This window comes from Rhizobium sp. LCM 4573, from assembly GCF_001854865.1.
Taxonomy (GTDB): Bacteria; Pseudomonadota; Alphaproteobacteria; order Rhizobiales; family Rhizobiaceae; genus Neorhizobium.
The window spans coordinates 114,114-131,908 of record NZ_MDDW01000029.1; the positions used below are offsets into that span (position 1 = coordinate 114,114).

The 17,795-nt window shown below is 63.7% G+C and carries 15 protein-coding genes; 11 read left to right on the top strand and 4 right to left on the bottom strand.

Features of this window, described 5'->3' with window-relative positions:
• Nucleotides 1-9 precede the first annotated feature (9 nt).
• Nucleotides 10-888: a patatin-like phospholipase family protein gene (locus LCM4573_RS25080; protein ID WP_071009327.1), complete on the top strand. Its 879-nt coding sequence runs from the start codon at nucleotides 10-12 to the stop codon at nucleotides 886-888.
• A 9-nt stretch (nucleotides 889-897) separates the two neighbouring features.
• Here LCM4573_RS25080 and LCM4573_RS25085 read toward each other — a convergent pair whose 3' ends face one another.
• Nucleotides 898-1,497, bottom strand: a complete 600-nt coding sequence (locus LCM4573_RS25085) for an NAD(P)H-dependent oxidoreductase (protein ID WP_071009328.1) — start codon at nucleotides 1,495-1,497, stop codon at nucleotides 898-900.
• Nucleotides 1,498-1,575: 78 nt separating this feature from the next.
• Between LCM4573_RS25085 and LCM4573_RS25090 the strand changes: the two genes are divergently transcribed.
• On the top strand, nucleotides 1,576-2,205 hold the full coding sequence (locus tag LCM4573_RS25090) for a TetR/AcrR family transcriptional regulator (RefSeq protein WP_071009329.1): 630 nt from the start codon (nucleotides 1,576-1,578) through the stop codon (nucleotides 2,203-2,205).
• Here LCM4573_RS25090 and LCM4573_RS25095 read toward each other — a convergent pair.
• Nucleotides 2,202-4,010, bottom strand: a complete 1,809-nt coding sequence (locus tag LCM4573_RS25095) for a monovalent cation:proton antiporter-2 (CPA2) family protein (protein WP_071009330.1) — start codon at nucleotides 4,008-4,010, stop codon at nucleotides 2,202-2,204. The two genes, LCM4573_RS25090 and LCM4573_RS25095, sit on opposite strands and share 4 nt — an antisense overlap.
• Nucleotides 4,011-4,120: 110 nt before the next feature.
• On the opposite strand from LCM4573_RS25095, the gene LCM4573_RS25100 reads away from it, so the two are divergent.
• From LCM4573_RS25100 to lpxK, 6 genes are all read left to right on the top strand, one after another.
• The gene (locus LCM4573_RS25100; RefSeq protein ID WP_071009572.1) at nucleotides 4,121-5,467 is read left to right on the top strand and encodes a TldD/PmbA family protein; all 1,347 of its coding nucleotides are present in this window, start codon (nucleotides 4,121-4,123) and stop codon (nucleotides 5,465-5,467) included.
• Nucleotides 5,467-6,261, top strand: a complete 795-nt coding sequence (locus LCM4573_RS25105; RefSeq protein ID WP_071009331.1) for a 3'(2'),5'-bisphosphate nucleotidase CysQ — start codon at nucleotides 5,467-5,469, stop codon at nucleotides 6,259-6,261. The genes LCM4573_RS25100 and LCM4573_RS25105 overlap by 1 nt, the downstream gene beginning before the upstream one ends.
• Nucleotides 6,262-6,383: 122 nt before the next feature.
• Nucleotides 6,384-6,626, top strand: coding sequence for a DUF4170 domain-containing protein (locus tag LCM4573_RS25110; RefSeq protein WP_046797439.1), 243 nt, complete (start codon nucleotides 6,384-6,386; stop codon nucleotides 6,624-6,626).
• Between the two features lie 165 nt (nucleotides 6,627-6,791).
• Complete coding sequence (gene waaA / locus LCM4573_RS25115) at nucleotides 6,792-8,111, top strand: lipid IV(A) 3-deoxy-D-manno-octulosonic acid transferase (RefSeq protein ID WP_071009573.1); 1,320 nt, start codon at nucleotides 6,792-6,794, stop codon at nucleotides 8,109-8,111.
• Nucleotides 8,108-8,836 carry an HAD family hydrolase gene (locus LCM4573_RS25120; RefSeq protein ID WP_071009332.1) on the top strand — a complete coding sequence of 243 codons (729 nt, stop codon included), beginning with the start codon at nucleotides 8,108-8,110 and terminating at the stop codon, nucleotides 8,834-8,836. The genes waaA and LCM4573_RS25120 overlap by 4 nt, the downstream gene beginning before the upstream one ends.
• A gap of 79 nt (nucleotides 8,837-8,915) precedes the next feature.
• Nucleotides 8,916-9,956 carry a tetraacyldisaccharide 4'-kinase gene (lpxK, locus tag LCM4573_RS25125; protein ID WP_071009333.1) on the top strand — a complete coding sequence of 347 codons (1,041 nt, stop codon included), beginning with the start codon at nucleotides 8,916-8,918 and terminating at the stop codon, nucleotides 9,954-9,956.
• Nucleotides 9,957-9,972: 16 nt separating this feature from the next.
• Here the strand turns inward: lpxK and LCM4573_RS25130 are convergent, their stop codons facing one another.
• Together LCM4573_RS25130 and mutL are read right to left on the bottom strand one after the other, a co-directional pair.
• On the bottom strand, nucleotides 9,973-10,206 hold the full coding sequence (locus LCM4573_RS25130; RefSeq protein ID WP_071009334.1) for a DUF2093 domain-containing protein: 234 nt from the start codon (nucleotides 10,204-10,206) through the stop codon (nucleotides 9,973-9,975).
• A 66-nt stretch (nucleotides 10,207-10,272) separates the two neighbouring features.
• Nucleotides 10,273-12,123, bottom strand: a complete 1,851-nt coding sequence (gene mutL / locus LCM4573_RS25135; RefSeq protein ID WP_071009335.1) for a DNA mismatch repair endonuclease MutL — start codon at nucleotides 12,121-12,123, stop codon at nucleotides 10,273-10,275.
• A gap of 339 nt (nucleotides 12,124-12,462) precedes the next feature.
• On the opposite strand from mutL, the gene LCM4573_RS25140 reads away from it, so the two are divergent.
• The 3 genes from LCM4573_RS25140 to LCM4573_RS25150 all read left to right on the top strand — a co-directional run bounded on the left by LCM4573_RS25140 (nucleotide 12,463) and on the right by LCM4573_RS25150 (nucleotide 17,774).
• Nucleotides 12,463-14,127 (top strand): response regulator, encoded by a 1,665-nt coding sequence (locus tag LCM4573_RS25140; RefSeq protein WP_071009336.1) that lies wholly within the window; start codon nucleotides 12,463-12,465, stop codon nucleotides 14,125-14,127.
• Nucleotides 14,128-14,247: 120 nt separating this feature from the next.
• Entirely contained in the window at nucleotides 14,248-15,603 is a 1,356-nt protein-coding gene (locus LCM4573_RS25145; protein ID WP_071009337.1) for a bifunctional diguanylate cyclase/phosphodiesterase, read from the top strand.
• Between the two features lie 125 nt (nucleotides 15,604-15,728).
• Entirely contained in the window at nucleotides 15,729-17,774 is a 2,046-nt protein-coding gene (locus tag LCM4573_RS25150; RefSeq protein ID WP_071009338.1) for an NADH:flavin oxidoreductase, read from the top strand.
• The last annotated feature ends 21 nt before the right edge of the window (nucleotides 17,775-17,795 follow it).

The following is a 17,795-nucleotide window of genomic DNA, read 5'->3' on the forward strand; positions in this document are numbered from 1 at the left end:
AGCTTCGGGATGACGACAAGGCTTGCTCTTCCCGATCTCGAAAAAGATACCCGCCATGGCGGCCTGACTTTCGCTGTAGCACTCGGCGGCGGTGGGGCGCGGGGCATCTCGCATATCCAGGTCATCGAGGCGCTGGATGAACTCGGCATCCGCCCGGTCGCGATTTCCGGCTCTTCCATCGGTGCGATCATGGGCGCGGGCATGGCGGCCGGCATGGCCGGCCGGGATATCCGCGATTACACGCTGCAGACGGTCGGAGAACGCGGCATGCTCCTCAACCGGCTGTGGAGCCTCGGCCCGGCCTCCATGCGCGACAAGCTCGGCGGCTTCCGCTTCGGCCAGTTCAACCTGGAACTCATCCTCGATGCCTTTCTGCCGCCGCAGGTGCCGAGGGATTTCCGCGATCTCGCGGTTCCGATGAAGATATCGGCCACCGATTATTACGGTCAGGCGGAAGTGGTGCTGGAACAGGGCGATCTGCGCACCGCGATCTCGGCTTCGGCCGCCATTCCGGGGCTGTTCATGCCCGTTAGGGTCAATGGCCGCATCATGATCGATGGCGGCGTCTTCAACCCGGTTCCCTACGAGCATCTGATGGAACTCGCCGATGTGGTGATCGCCGTCGATGTCGTCGGCGTTCCGGAAGGCGACGGCACGCATCCGCCGAGCCGCATAGACAGTCTTTTCGGCGCAAGCCAGCTCACCATGCAGGCCAGCATCGCGCTGAAGCTGAAGCTGCGCCCGCCGCAGATCTTCCTTCGTCCTGCCGTGAACCGCTTCCGTGTTCTCGATTTCTTCCGGGCGCGGGAAATCCTCGATGAATCGGCAGACGTGAAGGACGAGCTGAAGCGCGCCGTCGACGCGCTTCACACGATGGCGGACGGCTAGCTTATTCCGTTACGCTGCCGCGGATTGGCGGGATGTGCCGAAGAGCTTGCCGCCGATGGCGAGGGCGGTTTCCAGATTGGAACCGGCCTCGCCGACGAGCAGTTCTGAGGTGACGACCGGCGCGCCGCAATAACCGAATATGCCGTGATCGATCTGCGTTCTCATCGCCCCGAAATAGCCGTGCCGGGCATAGGTCCGCATGTCGGCGCCGCCGATCGCGACGAGATGAACGGGAAGATGACCGAGCTTCCGCACGGTCGGCAGGTCCGGACCTTCGTCATAGGCCCAGCCGTTGGAGAACACGCGGTCGATCCATCCCTTCAGTAGCCCAGGCATGGACCACCAGTAGACGGGGTAGACCAGTACCAGCGCATCGGCGCGATCGATCCTCGCCTGTTCTGCGAGAACATCGGCCGCCTGCGGTGCCTGTCTTAAGTGCACGGCGTGATCGTTGGCGGTAAATCGCGGGTCGAAGCCTTCCGCTGCAAGATCGGCAATCTCCACCGTATGCGCGGGGTCGGAGGCCAGAATGCCATTGGCGATGCCGGTGGCGACGCTATGGGTGAGCGATTTGGGATCGGGATGGGCGGTGACGATGAGAGCGTGCATTTCAAAACTCCGGTAAGCGGTTGCGGTTGGCGGGATTACGTTATATACTTTTAGTAAGTTACTTTTGGTATATATTCTATGTCAAGCACTGAATTGAAACCCGCCGCCCATCCGCGGCAGCGCCTGTCGCGCGAGACGAGGCGCGGCCAATTGATCGAAACCGCCTGGCGGATCATCCGGGAGGAGGGGACGGAGGCGTTGACCTTGGGGCGGCTTGCGGAACAGGCAGGCGTCGCAAAACCTGTCGTCTACGGTCACTTCGATACGCGGCCGGGGCTCCTGGTGGAGCTCTACAAGGAGTTCGACCGCCGCCAGACGGAAATCATCGACGAGGCGCTTCGAGCGAGCAAGCCGACGCTCGCCGGCCGCGCGGAGGTGATCGCCTCCTCCTATGTGGAATGCGTGCTCGAACAGGGGCGCGAGATACCGGGCATTGTCGCGGCTTTGGCGAGTTCTCCGGAACTCGAAAGAACCAAGCGCGAATACCAGCTGGTTTTCATGGAAAAGTGCCGAGCCCAGCTTGCACCGTTCGCCAGGAACGGGATCGTTTCCTCCGCCGGGCTGTGGGCGATGCTCGGCGCGGCCGACGCCCTCTCCAATGCCGCGGCGACCGGCGAAATAACCGCTGGTCAAGCGAAGGAGGAGCTTTCCGGAACGATCGTCGCGATGGTCGAGCGCAGCGGCCCGGCGCAGGAAGGCGTCGGTTAGATACCTGCCGCCGGCTCCGGCTCGGCTTCCGGTTCGTCGAGGGCGACGGCGCGCTTCGGCTTGATGAGCGGTTCGGGGCGAACGGGCCTGTTCAGCAGCATTTCCTGCCCGGCGCCCAGGCCCTGGACCGCCTGGATCTGCAGCCGCTCCTCGTCGCGCCGGCGAATGTCCTCGCCGATTTCATAGGCTTCGTTCTCGCTCATGCCGAGGCCTTCCAGTGTGCGGCGGCCGAAAAGGAGGCCCGATTCCAACGTCTCGCGCAGCTCGTATTCGACGTTGCGGTCGCGCAGCGAAAGCGAGTGGATGCGGTCGTAGGAGCGGACGAAGAGCCGGACATCGGGGAATTCCGAACGGATGAGATCGACGATGCGATCGGTGGTCTCCCGCTTCTGGGTGCACACCGCCACGATCTTCGCCCGTTCGATGCCGGAGGCGATGAGCACGTCGCGGCGGGTCCCGTCACCGAAATAGATGCGGAAGCCGAAGCTCGCCGCCTGGCGGATGCGGTCGGCCGAATCGTCGATCACGGTTACTTCGCTGCCGCCGGCAAGCAGGATCTGCGCGGCGATCTGGCCGAAACGCGAGAAGCCGATCATCAGCACGTCGGCGCCTGCGCCATCGAAATCCTCTTCCAGTTCCTCGCGATTCTCGCCCGAGAGAAAACGCCGGGAAAGCGCCGCCCCGAGCGGCGTCAGCGCCATGGAAAGCGTGACGCTGGCGATCAGCAGGGAAGCGGTCGCGGAGGAGAAGAGGCCGGCAGCAGTCGCCGTGGTGAACAGCACGAAGCCGAACTCGCCGCCTTGCGGCAGCAGGAAGGCGATGCGAATGGCATCGTTGTGCGGTGATCCCCATAGCCGACTGAGCGCATAGACGATGACCGCCTTGACGATCATGAATGCCGGGACGGCAGGCAGGATGAAGAAGAGGTTTTCGAGAATGACCTCGAGTTCCAGCGACAGGCCGACGGCCATGAAGAAGAGCGCCAGCAAAAGGCCGCGGAACGGCTCGATATCCGCCTCCAGTTCGTGCCGGTAGGACGATTCGGCCAGCATCACGCCGGAAAGGAAGGCGCCCATCGCCATGGAAAGTCCCACTGCCTGCATTGCCGCGGCCGATCCGAGCACCACGAGCAGAGCGGCGGCGATCATCACCTCGCGCGCGCCGGTGCGGGCGATGATCTGGAACATCGGCGTCAGTATGTAACGGCCGGCGAAGACCATGGCGCCCACCGCCGCGACCGCGATCGTGAAATCCTTGAGCGGCGAGGCGGCCGCGCCTTCCGAACCGGGGGTCAGGATGGTGATCAGCGCCAGCAGCGGAACGATGGCGAGGTCCTGGAAAAGCAGCACGGAGAAGGCGCGCTGCCCATAGCGGCTGTTCATTTCCCCATCATCATTGAGGATCTGCAGCGCAAACGCGGTTGAGGAAAGCGCCAGGCCGAAGCCGATGATGACGCTGTCGCGCCAATCCGCAAGGCCCGAGAAATAGCCGAGAGCGCTGAGCGCAAATCCGGTGATCACCACCTGCGCGGGCCCTAGCCCGAACACGTCGCCGCGCATCTGCCAGAGCCGCGAGGGCTTCAGTTCCAGCCCGATGATGAAGAGCAGGAAGACGACGCCGAATTCGGCGAAATGCAGCACCTCCTCGGCTTCGGTGATCTGCTGCATCATCGGCCCGATGATGACGCCGGCGGCGAGATAGCCGAGCACCGTACCGAGCCCCAGCTTTCGGAAAAGCGGTGCGGCCACAACCGCTCCCGCAAGCAGGAGAAGCATTTGCGAGAACAGGGAGCCGGGCGCAGTCATGCGGGTTACTTTCGAGATCGTGGGATGGCGTGCAGTTCCGAGAATCGGAACGCCGCCCTTGATGCTTCTTGTAGTGCACAATAAATGGAGCGTGAATGAAAGGCACAATCATGACCTCCGAAATCGATTCCGCCTCCCTGCTTTCCCGCGCCGGTGAACTCATAGATCTTGCCAGAGCCGCCGGCGCCGATCAGGCGGATGCGGTCGTGGTGCGCTCGCGCTCGCGCTCGGTCTCAGTGCGGCTCGGCAAGGTGGAGGGCACGGAAGCCTCCGAGAGCGACGATTTCGCGCTCCGCGTCTTTGTCGGCAGGAAGGTCGCGAGCGTTTCCGCCAATCCCGGTTTTGACATGAAGACGCTGGCCGTGCGGGCGGTGGCGATGGCGAAGGTTTCGCCGGAAGACCCCTTCGCCTGCCTGGCAGACGAGAAGGACCTGGCAGGCACCTATCCCGATCTCGACCTATTCGACGGCACCGAGGTGCCGACCGATGCCCTGAGGGAAGCCGCGCTTGAGGCGGAGCAGGCGGCGCGTGACGTGCCGGGAGTGACGAATTCCTCCGGAGCCGGTGCCTCCGCCGGCATGGGCGGCATGGTGCTCGTCACCTCGCACGGCTTTTCCGGCAGCTATATGGCCACCCGCTTCAGCCGTTCCGTCAGCGTCATCGCCGGCGAGGGCACGAAGATGGAGCGGGACTACGATTTCGATAGCCGCCTCTATGCGGCGGAACTGGACGATCCGAAGGAGATCGGCCGCCGCGCCGGCGAACGTGCCGTCAAGCGACTCGACCCGCGCCAGGTGGATACCGGCAGCAATGTCACCGTCGTCTTCGATCCGCGCGTCGCCCGGGGGCTGGTCGGCCATATCGCAGGCGCCATCAACGGAGCCGCCGTCGCCCGCAAGACGAGCTTCCTGCGCGACAGGATGGGCCAGCAGATATTGAAGGCGGGACTCAACGTTACCGATGATCCCCTGGTCGTGCGCGGTGCGTCCTCCCGGCCTTTCGATGGCGAAGGCGTTTCCGGCAAGCGCATGGTGATGATCGAGGACGGCGTCCTCAAGCATTGGTTCCTTTCCACCTCGACCGGCCGCGAACTGGGGCTCCCCACCAACGGGCGAGGGGTGCGTGGCGGAACGAGCGTCACGCCCGCCTCCACCAATCTGGCGCTGGAGCCCGGCGATATCGGCCCGGAAGATCTGATCCGCTCGGTCGGCACGGGCTTCTACGTGACCGAGCTGATCGGCCAGGGCGTCAACATGATCACCGGCGAATACAGCCGCGGCGCCACTGGCTTCTGGATCGAGAATGGCGAACTCGCCTATCCGGTATCCGGCGTCACCATCGCCTCCAACCTCAAGGACATGTTCATGCGCATCACGCCGGCCGATGATATCGACCGGAAATTCGGCGTCGCCYCCCCGACGCTCGCGATCGAGGGCATGACGCTGGCTGGCCGCTGATGGACGTTCAGAAAGAGAACTGGCAGGACGATCTCGAGCTGATCTGCGACGCGGCCCGGCAGGCGGGCGAGATCGCGCTTGGCTTTTTCGGCCAGTCGCCGGAAGTCTGGTGGAAGAACGAAGGCCGCTCGCCGGTCAGCGCCGCCGATTTCGCCGCCAATGACCGTCTCCAGAGCCTGCTTCTGAAGGCCCGGCCGAACTACGGCTGGCTTTCGGAGGAGACCGACGATGATGCCGCCCGGCTTTCCTGCGAGACGCTTTTCGTGATCGACCCGATCGACGGCACCCGCGCCTTCATCAACGGCGAGAAGACCTGGTGCGTTTCCGTGGCGGTCGTCCACAGGGGCCGGCCGGTGGCGGGCGTCCTGGTCGCCCCGGCGCTGGAGGAGGAATTTTCGGCTGTCAGGAATGGGCCGGCGCTGAAGAACGGCGAGCCTATCGCCGTTTCCGAGCCGAGGAGCGGGGAACCGCTCTCCATCGCCGCCGCCGAAGAAATGGTGAAGAAGCTGGAACAGGACTTTCGCCGGCAGATTCACCGTATCCGCCACGTGCCCTCGCTTGCTTACCGCCTGGCCATGGTGGCGGAAGGCCGGATCGACGGCACGATCGTGCGCCGTAATTCCCATGACTGGGACCTCGTCGCAGCCGACCTGATCCTGGAAAGGGCGGGTGGCCGCCTGGTCGATCTCGACGACCGGCCTCTCGTCTATAATCGCGAGGCTGTCACCCACGGCATGCTTTGCGCCGGCGCCGAACATGCGCTCGACCGCCTGATGCGGCATCTCGTGCCGTGAACGGCGTCGGACGTCGGAAGTCGCCATTGCGGCGCTGCGCTCACGCTTTCTTTTGGTTGACCTTTCCGGAGGAATGCCGCAGAGGAGGGCTCGGGGGGACTGCTAATGGACGGTAACGGAAAATGACGGAAACGAGCGAGAAAAAGCAACTTCTGCATCTGGTTTTCGGTGGCGAGCTGGAGAGCCTCGAAGGCGTTCAGTTCAAGGATCTGTCCGGGCTCGACATCGTCGGGATCTACCCGGATTACGCCAGCGCCCTGGTGGCATGGCGCGCCAAGGCGCAGCAGACCGTCGATAACGCCCATATGCGTTACTTCATCGTTCACATGCATCGCCTGCTCGATCCGGAAACGAAATCGGCCTGACGAAAGATCTGTTCCGCACAAGTTTGTCGAAGCGGTGGATAAACCTCCAGCCGGCGCCGGAGACCCTTTTTTGACGCATTTGTAAAAGAAAAGAAACTCGTTTAGGACTTAACCAGAGGGTTTATCACATTGGGCGGCGGCGGCCGAATACTGGAGGCGGGCGCGGTGAGCAGGGGGGTGGCGCGTGTCGCTCTGGCCGGATACCGGATTGCCGGTATCGCTGCCTATCCGTTTGCCGGGCCCTATCTCACCTATCGAGCCCTCAAGGGCAAGGAAGACCGCTCCCGCAAGCTGGAGCGTCTTGGCTATGCCAGCCTGCCGCGGCCGCGCGGGCCCCTCATCTGGATGCATGCGGCAAGCGTCGGCGAGACGATGGCGGTTATTCCGCTGATCCGCGAACTGCGCCGGCGCGAGATCCATGTCCTCCTCACCACCGGAACCGTCACCTCGACCGGGCTCGTAAATTCCCGGCTTTCCGGCGAGGTCATCCATCAGTATGTGCCGCTCGACCTGAAGTTTCCGATCACGCGCTTCCTCCGCTACTGGCAGCCGGATATCTGCATCACGGCTGAATCGGAAATCTGGCCGGTGACGATGGACGAGCTGGCGCGGCGCCATATTCCCCAGATTCGCGTCAATGCCCGCATGTCGGACCGCTCCTTCGAGCGTTGGCGCAATAACGGTACGATCGCCGAGACGCTGTTCGAGAAGATGGCGCTGGTGGTTGCCCAATCCGATCTCGATGCCGAGCGCTACCGCGATCTCGGTGCCTGGCCGGCTATCGTTTCCGGCAACCTGAAGAGCGATACCGATCCGCCGCCCTGCGACGAAGCGCTTCTGGAGCGCTACCGGGAGGAAATCGGCGCCCGCAGGACCTGGGCCGCGATCTCCACCTTCGAAGGGGAAGAAAAGGCCGCCGCCACGATCCACCGGGCGCTGAAGTCGAAGAACGGCCAGCTCACCATCATCGTGCCCCGGCATCCCGAGCGGTGCGACGAGATCGAGGCCATGCTTCAGGCACAGGGGCTCTGGGTTGCCCGCCGGTCCCGCAACGACAAGATTACGGAAGAAACGGATGTCTTCCTCGGCGATACGATCGGCGAAATGGGCCTTTACCTGCGCCTGACCGAGGTGGCCTTCGTCGGGAAGTCGTTGACGGGTGAGGGCGGGCAGAACCCGCTGGAGCCCGCCATGCTCGGCTGCGCCGTGCTTTCGGGCAGCCATGTGCAGAATTTCCGCGATGCCTATCAGCATCTGGTCCGCAAGGGCGGCGCCCGCATGGTGCGCGATGTCGAGATGCTGGCCAAGGCCGTGCACTATCTTCTCTCCAACGATCTCGCCCGTCGCAAGATGGTCGATGCCGGACAGGAGGCGATGGAGGAGATGCGCGGCGCCCTTTCCGCCACCGTCAAGGCGCTCGAGCCGTATATCAACCCGCTGACGGTAACGGCGCGCCTGCAGCCGAAAAGCGCAGCCGCCCAATGAAGCAGGTAGACCTGTCGGGAATCGCGGGCATCCTCTTCGACAAGGACGGCACGCTTCTGCGCTACGACGAAAGCTGGGGACCGGTGAACCGCGAAGCGGCCCACATCGCCGCGGCCGGAAACGCGGAAATCGAGCCACGGCTTCTCTTCCTCGCCGGCATGGACCCGGTTTCGGGCCATACCAGGGCCGACAGCCTGCTTGCCGCCGGCAATGCCGCCGAAATTGCCGCCGGCTTCGTGGCCGCGGGCTCTCCCCTCGATGTCGGGGACCTGACGCGCGAACTCGACGCGCTCTTCGTGAGGGCCGCGAAATTCTCCGTGCCGGTGACCGATCTTGCGGGTTTCTTCGCCCGGCTGAAGGCGCGCGGTCTCAAGCTCGGCGTTGCTTCGAGCGATAACGAGCGTTCGATCCTGGAGACGGCCCGCCGCTTCGGCTTCGCCGAGCATGTGGATTTCGTCGCGGGCTATGACAGCGGCTACGGCGTGAAGCCGGAGCCCGGCATGCTGCTCGGCTTCTGCGCCGCGACCGGTCTCGATCCATCCCAAGTGGCCATGGTCGGCGACAACAATCACGACATGCACATGGGCGAAAAGGCCGGCGCGGGGGTGAGGGTGGCGGTGCTGACCGGCACTGGATCGCGCGAGACGCTCGAGGCAGCGTCCGACCTCTGCCTGGAAGACATAACCGTTCTCGAAACGCTGCTGCCGGACCGGTCCTTCGCCTGACCGGTTGCGGCGGCCTTGCCTTTCGGGCAAAAAGCCCGTCTTGGCACCGTCCCATTCCGGTGTCGTCGGAGAATTGTGTATGGTTTCGGAAGCGCCGCCATTCTGGTGGAAGAAGGCCGATTGGCGGGCCTGGGGGCTCTCTCCCTTCTCCTATCTCTATGGCCTCGTCGCCGGCCGCCGCATGGCGAAGGCAAGCCGCGCCGGCGTGATGGTGCCCGTCATCTGCGTCGGCAATTTCACGGTCGGCGGCGCCGGCAAGACCCCGACCGCGATTGCGCTCGCCCGCGCGGCGATGAAAAAAGGCTTGAAGCCCGGATTTCTGACGCGCGGCTATGGTGGTTCGCTGGACGTGACGACCATTGTGGATGCGCAGCATCACCGCGCCGAGGATGTGGGAGACGAAGCCCTGTTGCTTGCCCGCGAAGCGTTGACCGTCGTTTCCCGCCGTCGGGTGGAAGGGGCGCACAAGCTCGTGGCTGAAGGCGTCGATCTCATCATCATGGACGACGGTTTCCAAAGCGCCAGACTGGTGCTCGATTTCGCGCTGGTGGTCATCGATACGGTGCGCGGCATCGGCAATGGGCACCTCGTTCCAGGCGGGCCGGTGAGGGCGCCGATCGCCGAGCAGATGCTCCAGCTTTCCGCTCTCCTGAAGGTCGGCTCGGGGGAAGCGGCCGATGCCCTGGTGCGGCAGGCTTCCCGCGCCGGCAAGCCCATCTATGTAGCTTCGCTGAAGCCCCGAGGCGACAATGCCTTGCAGGGGCGGCGAGTTCTGGCATTCGCCGGCATTGCCGATCCGGAGAAATTCTATCGCACGGTGGAATCGCTGGGCGGCGAGATCGCCATGCGCCGCTCCTTTCCGGACCATCACTATTTCAGCGAGGATGAGATCAGGGACCTCCTAACCGATGCGGAAAAGGAAGACCTTCTGCTCGTCACCACATCAAAGGATGCCGTGCGGCTCGCCGGCCATCATGGGCCCGCGGAAGAGCTGGCAAAAAGAGCGCATGTAGTCGAGGTCGACATGACCTTCGATGATCCGCAGGCGCCCGGCAAGATCATCGATACGGCGATCGCCAATTGCCGCGAACGTCGCTTGAGGGAAAGATCGGTCGCTTAGCGCTTTTGAAGCGGCTCTAGTTGCGGCTCTGGTTCGGCAAGACGCCGGCGCGCTTGTCGGCCTCGAAGGAGGCAGCGGCATCGACATAGGGTTCCTGCCGAGCGACGCTCCAGTAGCGCAGCTCGTCCAGCGGAATATGGTTGCCCGTCATGGCGCATACGACATAGGAGCCTGCCGTCAGAATCTGGTAGTCGCCGTCGAGATACCGGATTCTTGCTTCGCGGTGTCCGCTTCCCTCGAAACGGTTCATCTGTCGTCTCCTGCGGAAAAACATGGGGATCGTCTAACCCGAGATACTTCCGATTGAAAGAGGTTTTCAGCTCCGGCCGAACAGGCGCTCGATATCTGCGAGCTTGAGTTCGATATAGGTGGGCCGGCCGTGATTGCAGGTGCCGGAGCCGGGCGTCGCCTCCATTTCGCGCAGCAGCGCGTTCATCTCCTCCGGCTTGAGGCGCCGGCCCGAACGCACCGAGCCGTGGCAGGCCATGGTAGCCGCGACATGTTCGAGCTTGGCTTTCAGCCCGCCCGCCGTGTTCCACTCCGCGATTTCGTCGGCAAGATCGCGCACGAGGGAAGTCGCATCCACTTCGCCGAGCATGGCAGGCGTCTCGCGCACGGCGACCGCGCCGGGGCCAAAGCGCTCGATCGAAAGCCCGAAGCGGTCGAGTTCGGCGGCATGCGCCATCAGCCGGTCGCAATCCTCTTCCGGCAGGTCGATGATTTCCGGGATCAGCAGCACCTGGCTCGCCAGCCGCTTAGCATCGAGCGCCTTGCGCATCGCCTCGAAGACCAGACGTTCATGGGCGGCATGCTGATCGACGATCACCAGCCCGTCCTCGGTCTGGGCGACGATATAGTTTTCGTGGAGCTGCGCCCTGGGAGCGCCCAGCCGGTAGCGTGCCGTGTCCGGCGTCTCGGCTGCTGCCTGCACGACGCTCTGCTCGGGGGGAAGATCGGCGCGCGCGGTGGGCATTGTCAGGACGTCGAAATTCGCCTGCGCCTGTTCCTCGAACCGCGTGGCCGGATGGAATTCCGGCTGCCGCCATTCCTGCGGCTGATAGCTGTCAGGCCTGTATGGYGATGCAGCAGGCGTCCAGGGCGTTCGCGGCGCGGTGGGCTGTGGTGAGAAGCCGGGGCGGAAGGCGCGCATCATGCCGGCCGTGCCGGTCGTGGCGGCCCGGTCGCCTTGCCGCGCCATGGCCTCGCGGATCGCGCCGACGATCAGTCCGCGCACGAGCCCCGGATCGCGGAAGCGTACGTCGGCCTTCGCAGGATGCACGTTGACGTCCACCAGCGCCGGATCGAGGGTGAGAGACAGCACCGCAATCGGATAGCGCCCGGCGGGAATGCTTTCCGCGTAGGCCCCGCGGATGGCGGAAAGGATCAGCTTGTCCTGCACCGGACGGCCGTTGACGAAGGCATATTGATGCGCCGAATTGCCCCGGTTGAAGGTCGGCACGCCGGCGAAGCCTGTCAGCGCCACGTCTTCCCGCATGGCGTCGATCTCGACCGCATTGTCCTTGAACTCGGCGCCCAGAACCTGCGCCATCCGGGCGAGATGGTCGTCTCCGGTCGATGGAAATTCCAGCGTGGAGCGATCGGAGCCGGAAAGCACGAAGCGCACTTTCGGGAAGGCGATCGCCATGCGCTTCACCACTTCGGTGATGGCGCCCGCCTCGGCCTTTTCCGTTTTCAGGAATTTCAGCCGTGCCGGGGTGGCGAAGAAGATGTCGCGCACCTCCACCACCGTACCGGGATTAGCCGGCGCGGGCCTCACGCCGGTCGTCTTGCCGCCGACGACCGAAACCTGTGCGCCTTCGGCATCTCCCGCCCGGCGGCTGGTGATCGAAAGCTTGGCGACCGAGCCGATCGAGGGCAGCGCCTCGCCGCGGAAGCCGAGGGTGCGGATATCGTCGAGAGTTTCCGAAATCTTCGAGGTGCAATGTCGTCTGATGGCGAGATCGAGATCGGCGGCATCCATGCCGGAACCGTTGTCGGTAATGCGCATGAGGCTCTTGCCGCCTGCCGCGGTGGCGATCTCGATCCGCGTCGCACCGGCATCGATGGCGTTTTCGACCAGCTCCTTGGCCGCGCTGGCCGGTCTTTCGATGACCTCTCCGGCGGCGATCTGGTTGATGAGGGTTTCTGGCAGCTGTTTTACGGACATGCCGCATTTTCCCGGATTCGGCGGAGGATGGGAAGGGCCGCTCCTTCATTCCTCTCATGGCTCCCCATTAATCCCGCCTTAAGACAAAGCCTCTAATTAGTTCAGGTATTGAATTATCGAAGAAATTTGGGAGAGCTCTCCGCTCTCCTTTCATGACCGATGTGGCGGCCGGCTGGACGTTGCCACGAACGGATCGGTCAGCCGGTTGCCACCAGGCCGGTCCCCAGCATGTCCCACACGACCCCGAAGGTAGCGAATGAAATGCCGAGAGGTATCGATCGGCAGATGAACAACCGTGTCCTGAATGGGGTTCGAAATAGCATACGGGGAGTCCGTCCGATGGATGATTTGGCGTCCGGCGACGCGAACATTCAGACTGCGATGCTGGAGGCGATCTCCGAGGCGATCTCGGGCGCCGTGCTTGTCTACGACAGGAACGACCTGATCGTCTTCGCCAGCCAGCAGCTTCTCGGACTTCTACCAGTTCCCAGGAAATTCCTTGCTCCCGGCACACGGCTGCGCGATTTTCTCGGCGCCGTTTACGATGGCGGAGGGCGCCTTTCTGGCGATGGTCATGGCTCCCGCCGAATGATGAGCCGGGAAGACTGGATCGCCAAGCAGATCGCCACCCTCTGGAAGGAACGCGCCGAGGCTGTGGAGCAGCGGGGCACTGATCGCTGGGTAAGCTATAGCAGACGCCGGTTGCCTTCCGGCTATGGTGTCTGCGTCGTCAGGGACGTTTCCGAACACAAGAAGCGCGAGGAACAGTGGCGGGCCGATCTCGAGCGCGTGCAGATCACTGAGGAAATCCTCGACAATCTGCCCTTTCCGCTCTGCGTGCAGGATCACACTTTCCACTACGTCGCCGTCAACAAGGCGATCTGCCGCTCCTTCGATCGCCCGGCGGATGCCATTCTCGGCAGAACGATCCAGGAAATCCATCCTGATGCGTTTGCCGAGCGCCTGGACGGCGTGAACCGGCAGGTTCTCGAAACGGGCAATCCATCCACCATGCTTGAAGGCGTGATCCATGGGGACGGGACGGAATCGGTCATCGTCGTCCGCAAGTACCGCATAGGAAAACCCGGCCGCTACCATGTCGTCAGCGTGCTGGAGGATGTAACCGCCCTCGACAATCTCGATCCGCAGACGCAAGGCGTCACCTCGTGGCTGGATGGAGTGGAGCCGATCTCCTCCGGCATCGGCGGCGGTGAACGGCGGGATGGAAACGCCGCGGACATCGTGCTCGAAGGGGCGGAGGGCCGCCGCGCTCTTGTCGTCACCTCCGTCAGTGCCACGGAAGCCGCCGCACTTGAGACGCTTACCGGCCTTGGTCTCGACACCTCCTCCGTGACGAGTCCCGAAGAGCTCGACCTGTTTCTTCGCATGGCGCATGAAGCGGCGATCGGCATAGACCTCGTCATTGCCGATGCCGAAATGGATGTCCGTTGCCTTGGGCTTGCGGATCAGTATGGCATACCGCTGTTGGTGCTCGACAGCCGCTCCTCGGCCGACGATCTGGCTGCCTCTGTGCTGAGAAAGCTGCGGGATGGAAGTGCTGCGAACGATGTCGATTGGCAGGTCTGCGCCGTGCCGATGATCCATGAGGGGATCGACGTCCTCGTCGCCGAGGACAATGAGGTCAATCAGATCGTCTTTTCGCAGATCCTCGAAGGCTTGGGCTATCGCTACGTCCTTGCCGCCGATGGCGAGGACGCGGTCCGCCTCTGGCAAGAGCAGAGGCCCCGTGTCGTGCTCATGGACATTACCCTGCCGAAGCGCAACGGGTTCGAGGCGGCGCGGGAAATCCGCGTGCTCGAGGCCGGCCTTTCCGCAACGCCGATCATCGGCGTTCTTCCCCAGGCTTTCGATCGGGATCGAGAGGCCTGCCTTGCAGCCGGCATGGACGGCGTGATCCTGAAGCCGATCAGCCCGGAGGCGCTGGAGGCAGTTTTCCAAACGCATCTGAACGGCGAGATACGAAAGCTTCAAACCCAACTTTAGGTGTGTCGACTGTCGCGGATTTGCGGCCTGGTTACGAATGCGCGAATCCGTCAGGGCTATGAATTTTTTAATCTTTCTCCCGCATCCTTGCCCGAATTAGGGAGAATGGCGGAATTGGGTATGAAGTCGGCGAGCAATCCATTGCCGCAGGTCAGTCAGAACGAGCTGCAGGCGATGGCCTACAGTGATCCGCTGACGGGCCTCGGCAACCGATACCGCCTGCGCGACAAGGTGCGCCTGCTCGCCGCCGAACGGGCCGATGATCCCGCCCCCTTCACCATCTGCATCGCCAATCTCGATGGATTCAAGCCGATCAACGACCTCTTCGGGGCCGAAGCCGGCGACGAGATTCTCTGCCAGGTTGCCCATCGCCTGAAGGCCTGCATGCCGGACGGCGCCACCGTGACCCGCCACGACGGCGACGAATTCGCCTTCGTCCTGCCGCTCGTCTTCGAACGCACGGGTGCCGAGCGCATCGGCCAGATGATGAAGGATGTCCTGTCTGCGCCCTATGATCTAGGCGATCGCAATGTCCGGCTCTCCGCCTCCTTCGGCTTCGCCATCTATCCCTTTGCGGGCGAGGATTTCGAGGAGCTGCTGAAAAGCGCCGAAACCGCACTCTATCGCTCCAAGCGCCGCGGCCGGGGCCAGATCACCGTCTATTCCCGCGAGATCGCGCAGGAAATGAAGCGGGCGACGCAGCTCGAACAGGCGCTTCGCACGGCGGTCATCGCCGATGCGGTCGAGGCGCATTTCCAGCCGATCGTGCGCCTTCGCGATGGCGGAGTGGTAGGCTTCGAGGCACTGGCCCGCTGGATCGATCCCGATCTCGGCTTCGTCTCGCCCGGCGTTTTCGTGCCGCTCGCCGAGGAACGCGGCTTCATCGACGCGCTTTCCGAAACCTTGCTGCGCAAGGCCGCCGAGGCAGCCCTCTCCTGGCCGCGCGAACTCTTCCTGTCCTTCAATCTTTCATCCGCCCAGCTCATGGATACGGGCACCACCGAAGCGGTCCTCGCCACGCTCGGCCGGGTCGGCCTCGATCCTGCGCGGCTGGAGCTGGAGATCACCGAGACGGCCGTGATGACATCTGCCGATACCGCGCATCGGATCATTACCGATCTGCGCCAGGCGGGCGTCCGCATCGCGCTCGACGATTTCGGAACGGGCCAGTCGAGCCTCGGGCGGCTCAGGGATTTCACCTTCGACAAGGTCAAGATCGACCGCGCCTTCGTCTCGCGCATCACCACGGATCGCGCTTCCGAGCATATCGTCAAGGCGATCGTCGCCATGTGCGAAGGGCTCGATCTGGAAGTGGTGGCCGAGGGTATCGAGCAGAAGGGGGATGCGGAAAAGCTCAAGGCGCTCGGCTGCGGCATGGGGCAGGGCTATTATTACGGCAAGCCGGCAGAAGGCGCCGCAACCCTGCGCTATCTCCACGACCACTATCGCGACGTGGTCTTCGGCGAGCGCGTCTGAGGGCTATCAGCGTCTTTATCGAGGGATGCGCCGCTTGCTGGATACTAAGCGGCGCTTGTGACCGTCGCCATCTTGCGGCGAGTTGGCGATGATGATCGAATGTCCACCTTTCGGCGTTCGAAGCGATGTCCCTTTCCAATGACCCTCTGCTGCAGCCCTTTCGGCTGAAACACCTGATGCTCAGGAACCGGCTGATGTCGACTGCGCATGAGCCCGCCTATTCCCAAGGCGGCATGCCCACCGACCGGTACCGCCTTTACCATGTGGAGAAAGCCAAGGGCGGTATCGCGCTCACCATGACGGCGGGTTCGGCCGTGGTCTCCGCCGACAGCCCGCCCGCTTTCGGCAACCTGCATGCCTATCGCGACGAGATCGTCCTCTGGCTGAAGCGGCTCGCCGACGACTGTCATGAACATGKCGCGGCGGTGATGATCCAGCTCACCCATCTCGGCCGGCGCACCGGCTGGAACAAGGGCGACTGGTTGCCCGTGCTGGCACCATCGCCTATCCGCGAACCCGCTCACCGCGCCTTTCCCAAGGAGATCGAGGACTGGGATATCGAGCGGATCGTCTCCGACTATGCCGACGCGGCGGTCCGCATGCAGGCGGCGGGACTGGATGGCATCGAATTCGAGGCCTACGGTCATCTGATGGACGGTTTCTGGTCTCCCGCTACCAACCGCCGCGATGACGAGTTCGGCGGATCGCTCGAAAACCGGATGCGCTTTTCTACGATGGTGATTGACGCAGTTCGCAAGGCGGTGGGTCCGGATTTCATCGTCGGTATCCGCATGGCGGCGGACGAGGATTGGGAAAAGGGATTCTCGCGCGAGGAAGGTGTGGAGATCGCCCGGCGTTTGGTCAGCTCCGGCGGGATCGATTTCCTTAACGTCATTCGCGGCCATATCGATCATGATGCGGCGCTCGCTGAGGTCATTCCCATCCAGGGCATGCGCTCGGCGCCGCATCTGGATTTCGCGGGTGAAGTACGGGAGGCGACGAAGTTCCCTGTCTTCCATGCCGCGCGCATTGCCGATGTCGCGACTGCCCGTCATGCGATCGCGACCGGCAAGCTCGACATGGTGGGCATGACGCGCGCCCATATGGCCGATCCGCATATCGCCCGGAAGGTGGCGGCGGGCGAGGAAGCCCGCATCCGCCCCTGCGTCGGAGCGACCTACTGCCTGGACCGTATCTACGAGGGCGGGGAAGCCCTTTGCATCCACAACGCCGCGACCGGCCGCGAGACGGAGCTGCCGCATGAGATCGGCAAGGCCGATCTCTGTCGGAACGCGGTGGTCGTGGGTGCCGGTCCGGCGGGGCTGGAAGCAGCCCGCGTGCTGGCCGAACGCGGCCACCGCGTGACCATGCTGGAGGCAACAGGAGAAGCCGGCGGGCAGATCAACCTGCTCGTTCGCAATCCGCGCCGCAAGGAGATGATAGGCATCGTCGACTGGCGGCTTGCCGAGCTGGAGCGGCTCGGCGTGGAGCTGCGCTACGGCGTCTATGCCGAAGCAGACGACGTGCTTTCGCTCGGGCCGGACCTTGTGGTGGTGGCGACCGGCGGCATCGCGCAGGCGCCGGAACTCGAGGCGGGCGAGGAACTGGTGACCTCGAGCTGGGATATCCTGGCCGGAACGGTGAAGCCCGCAGGCCCTGTTCTGCTCTTCGACGACAATGGCGGGCATCCCGGCATGAGCGCGGCGGAGGTGATCGCCGAGACCACGGCGGAACTCGAAGTCGTGTCCCCCGAGCGCTTCTTCGCGCCGGAAATGGGCGGTATGAACCATGTGCCCTATGCGAAGCTCTTTGCTGAAAAAGACGTGCGGGTGACGATCAATACCCGTCTCAAATCCGTCCGGCGCGAGGGAAATGCGCTGGTGGCCGTGCTCGGATCGGACTTTTCGAAGGATGCCGTGCAGGAGCGGCGGGTGGCGCAGGTGGTAGTCGAGCATGGCACGATGGCCAATGCCGACCTCTATCTCGCATTGAAGCCGCTTTCGAGAAATCTGGGTGCCGTGGATTACCAGGCCCTGATCGCGCGCAAGCCCCCGCTTCGCGTCAGGCAGCCCGAAGCAGGCTTCGATCTGATCCGTATCGGGGATGCGGTCGCCAGCCGCAACATTCACGCTGCCATCTACGATGCCCTGCGTTTCTGTTCGCTTCTGTAAGAGAAAGGGCGGCGCCGTGGC

Excerpts from the sequence above, each read along its gene's own strand:
- LCM4573_RS25080 (WP_071009327.1), top strand. The coding sequence starts at position 10 with ATGACGACAAGGCTTGCTCTTCCCGATCTCGAAAAAGATACCCGCCAT.
- LCM4573_RS25085 (WP_071009328.1), bottom strand. The coding sequence starts at position 1,497 with ATGCACGCTCTCATCGTCACCGCCCATCCCGATCCCAAATCGCTCACC.
- LCM4573_RS25090 (WP_071009329.1), top strand. The coding sequence starts at position 1,576 with ATGTCAAGCACTGAATTGAAACCCGCCGCCCATCCGCGGCAGCGCCTG.
- LCM4573_RS25095 (WP_071009330.1), bottom strand. The coding sequence starts at position 4,010 with ATGACTGCGCCCGGCTCCCTGTTCTCGCAAATGCTTCTCCTGCTTGCG.
- LCM4573_RS25105 (WP_071009331.1), top strand. The coding sequence starts at position 5,467 with ATGGACGTTCAGAAAGAGAACTGGCAGGACGATCTCGAGCTGATCTGC.
- LCM4573_RS25110 (WP_046797439.1), top strand. The coding sequence starts at position 6,384 with ATGACGGAAACGAGCGAGAAAAAGCAACTTCTGCATCTGGTTTTCGGT.
- LCM4573_RS25120 (WP_071009332.1), top strand. The coding sequence starts at position 8,108 with ATGAAGCAGGTAGACCTGTCGGGAATCGCGGGCATCCTCTTCGACAAG.
- lpxK (WP_071009333.1), top strand. The coding sequence starts at position 8,916 with ATGGTTTCGGAAGCGCCGCCATTCTGGTGGAAGAAGGCCGATTGGCGG.
- LCM4573_RS25130 (WP_071009334.1), bottom strand. The coding sequence starts at position 10,206 with ATGAACCGTTTCGAGGGAAGCGGACACCGCGAAGCAAGAATCCGGTAT.
- LCM4573_RS25140 (WP_071009336.1), top strand. The coding sequence starts at position 12,463 with ATGGATGATTTGGCGTCCGGCGACGCGAACATTCAGACTGCGATGCTG.
- LCM4573_RS25145 (WP_071009337.1), top strand. The coding sequence starts at position 14,248 with ATGAAGTCGGCGAGCAATCCATTGCCGCAGGTCAGTCAGAACGAGCTG.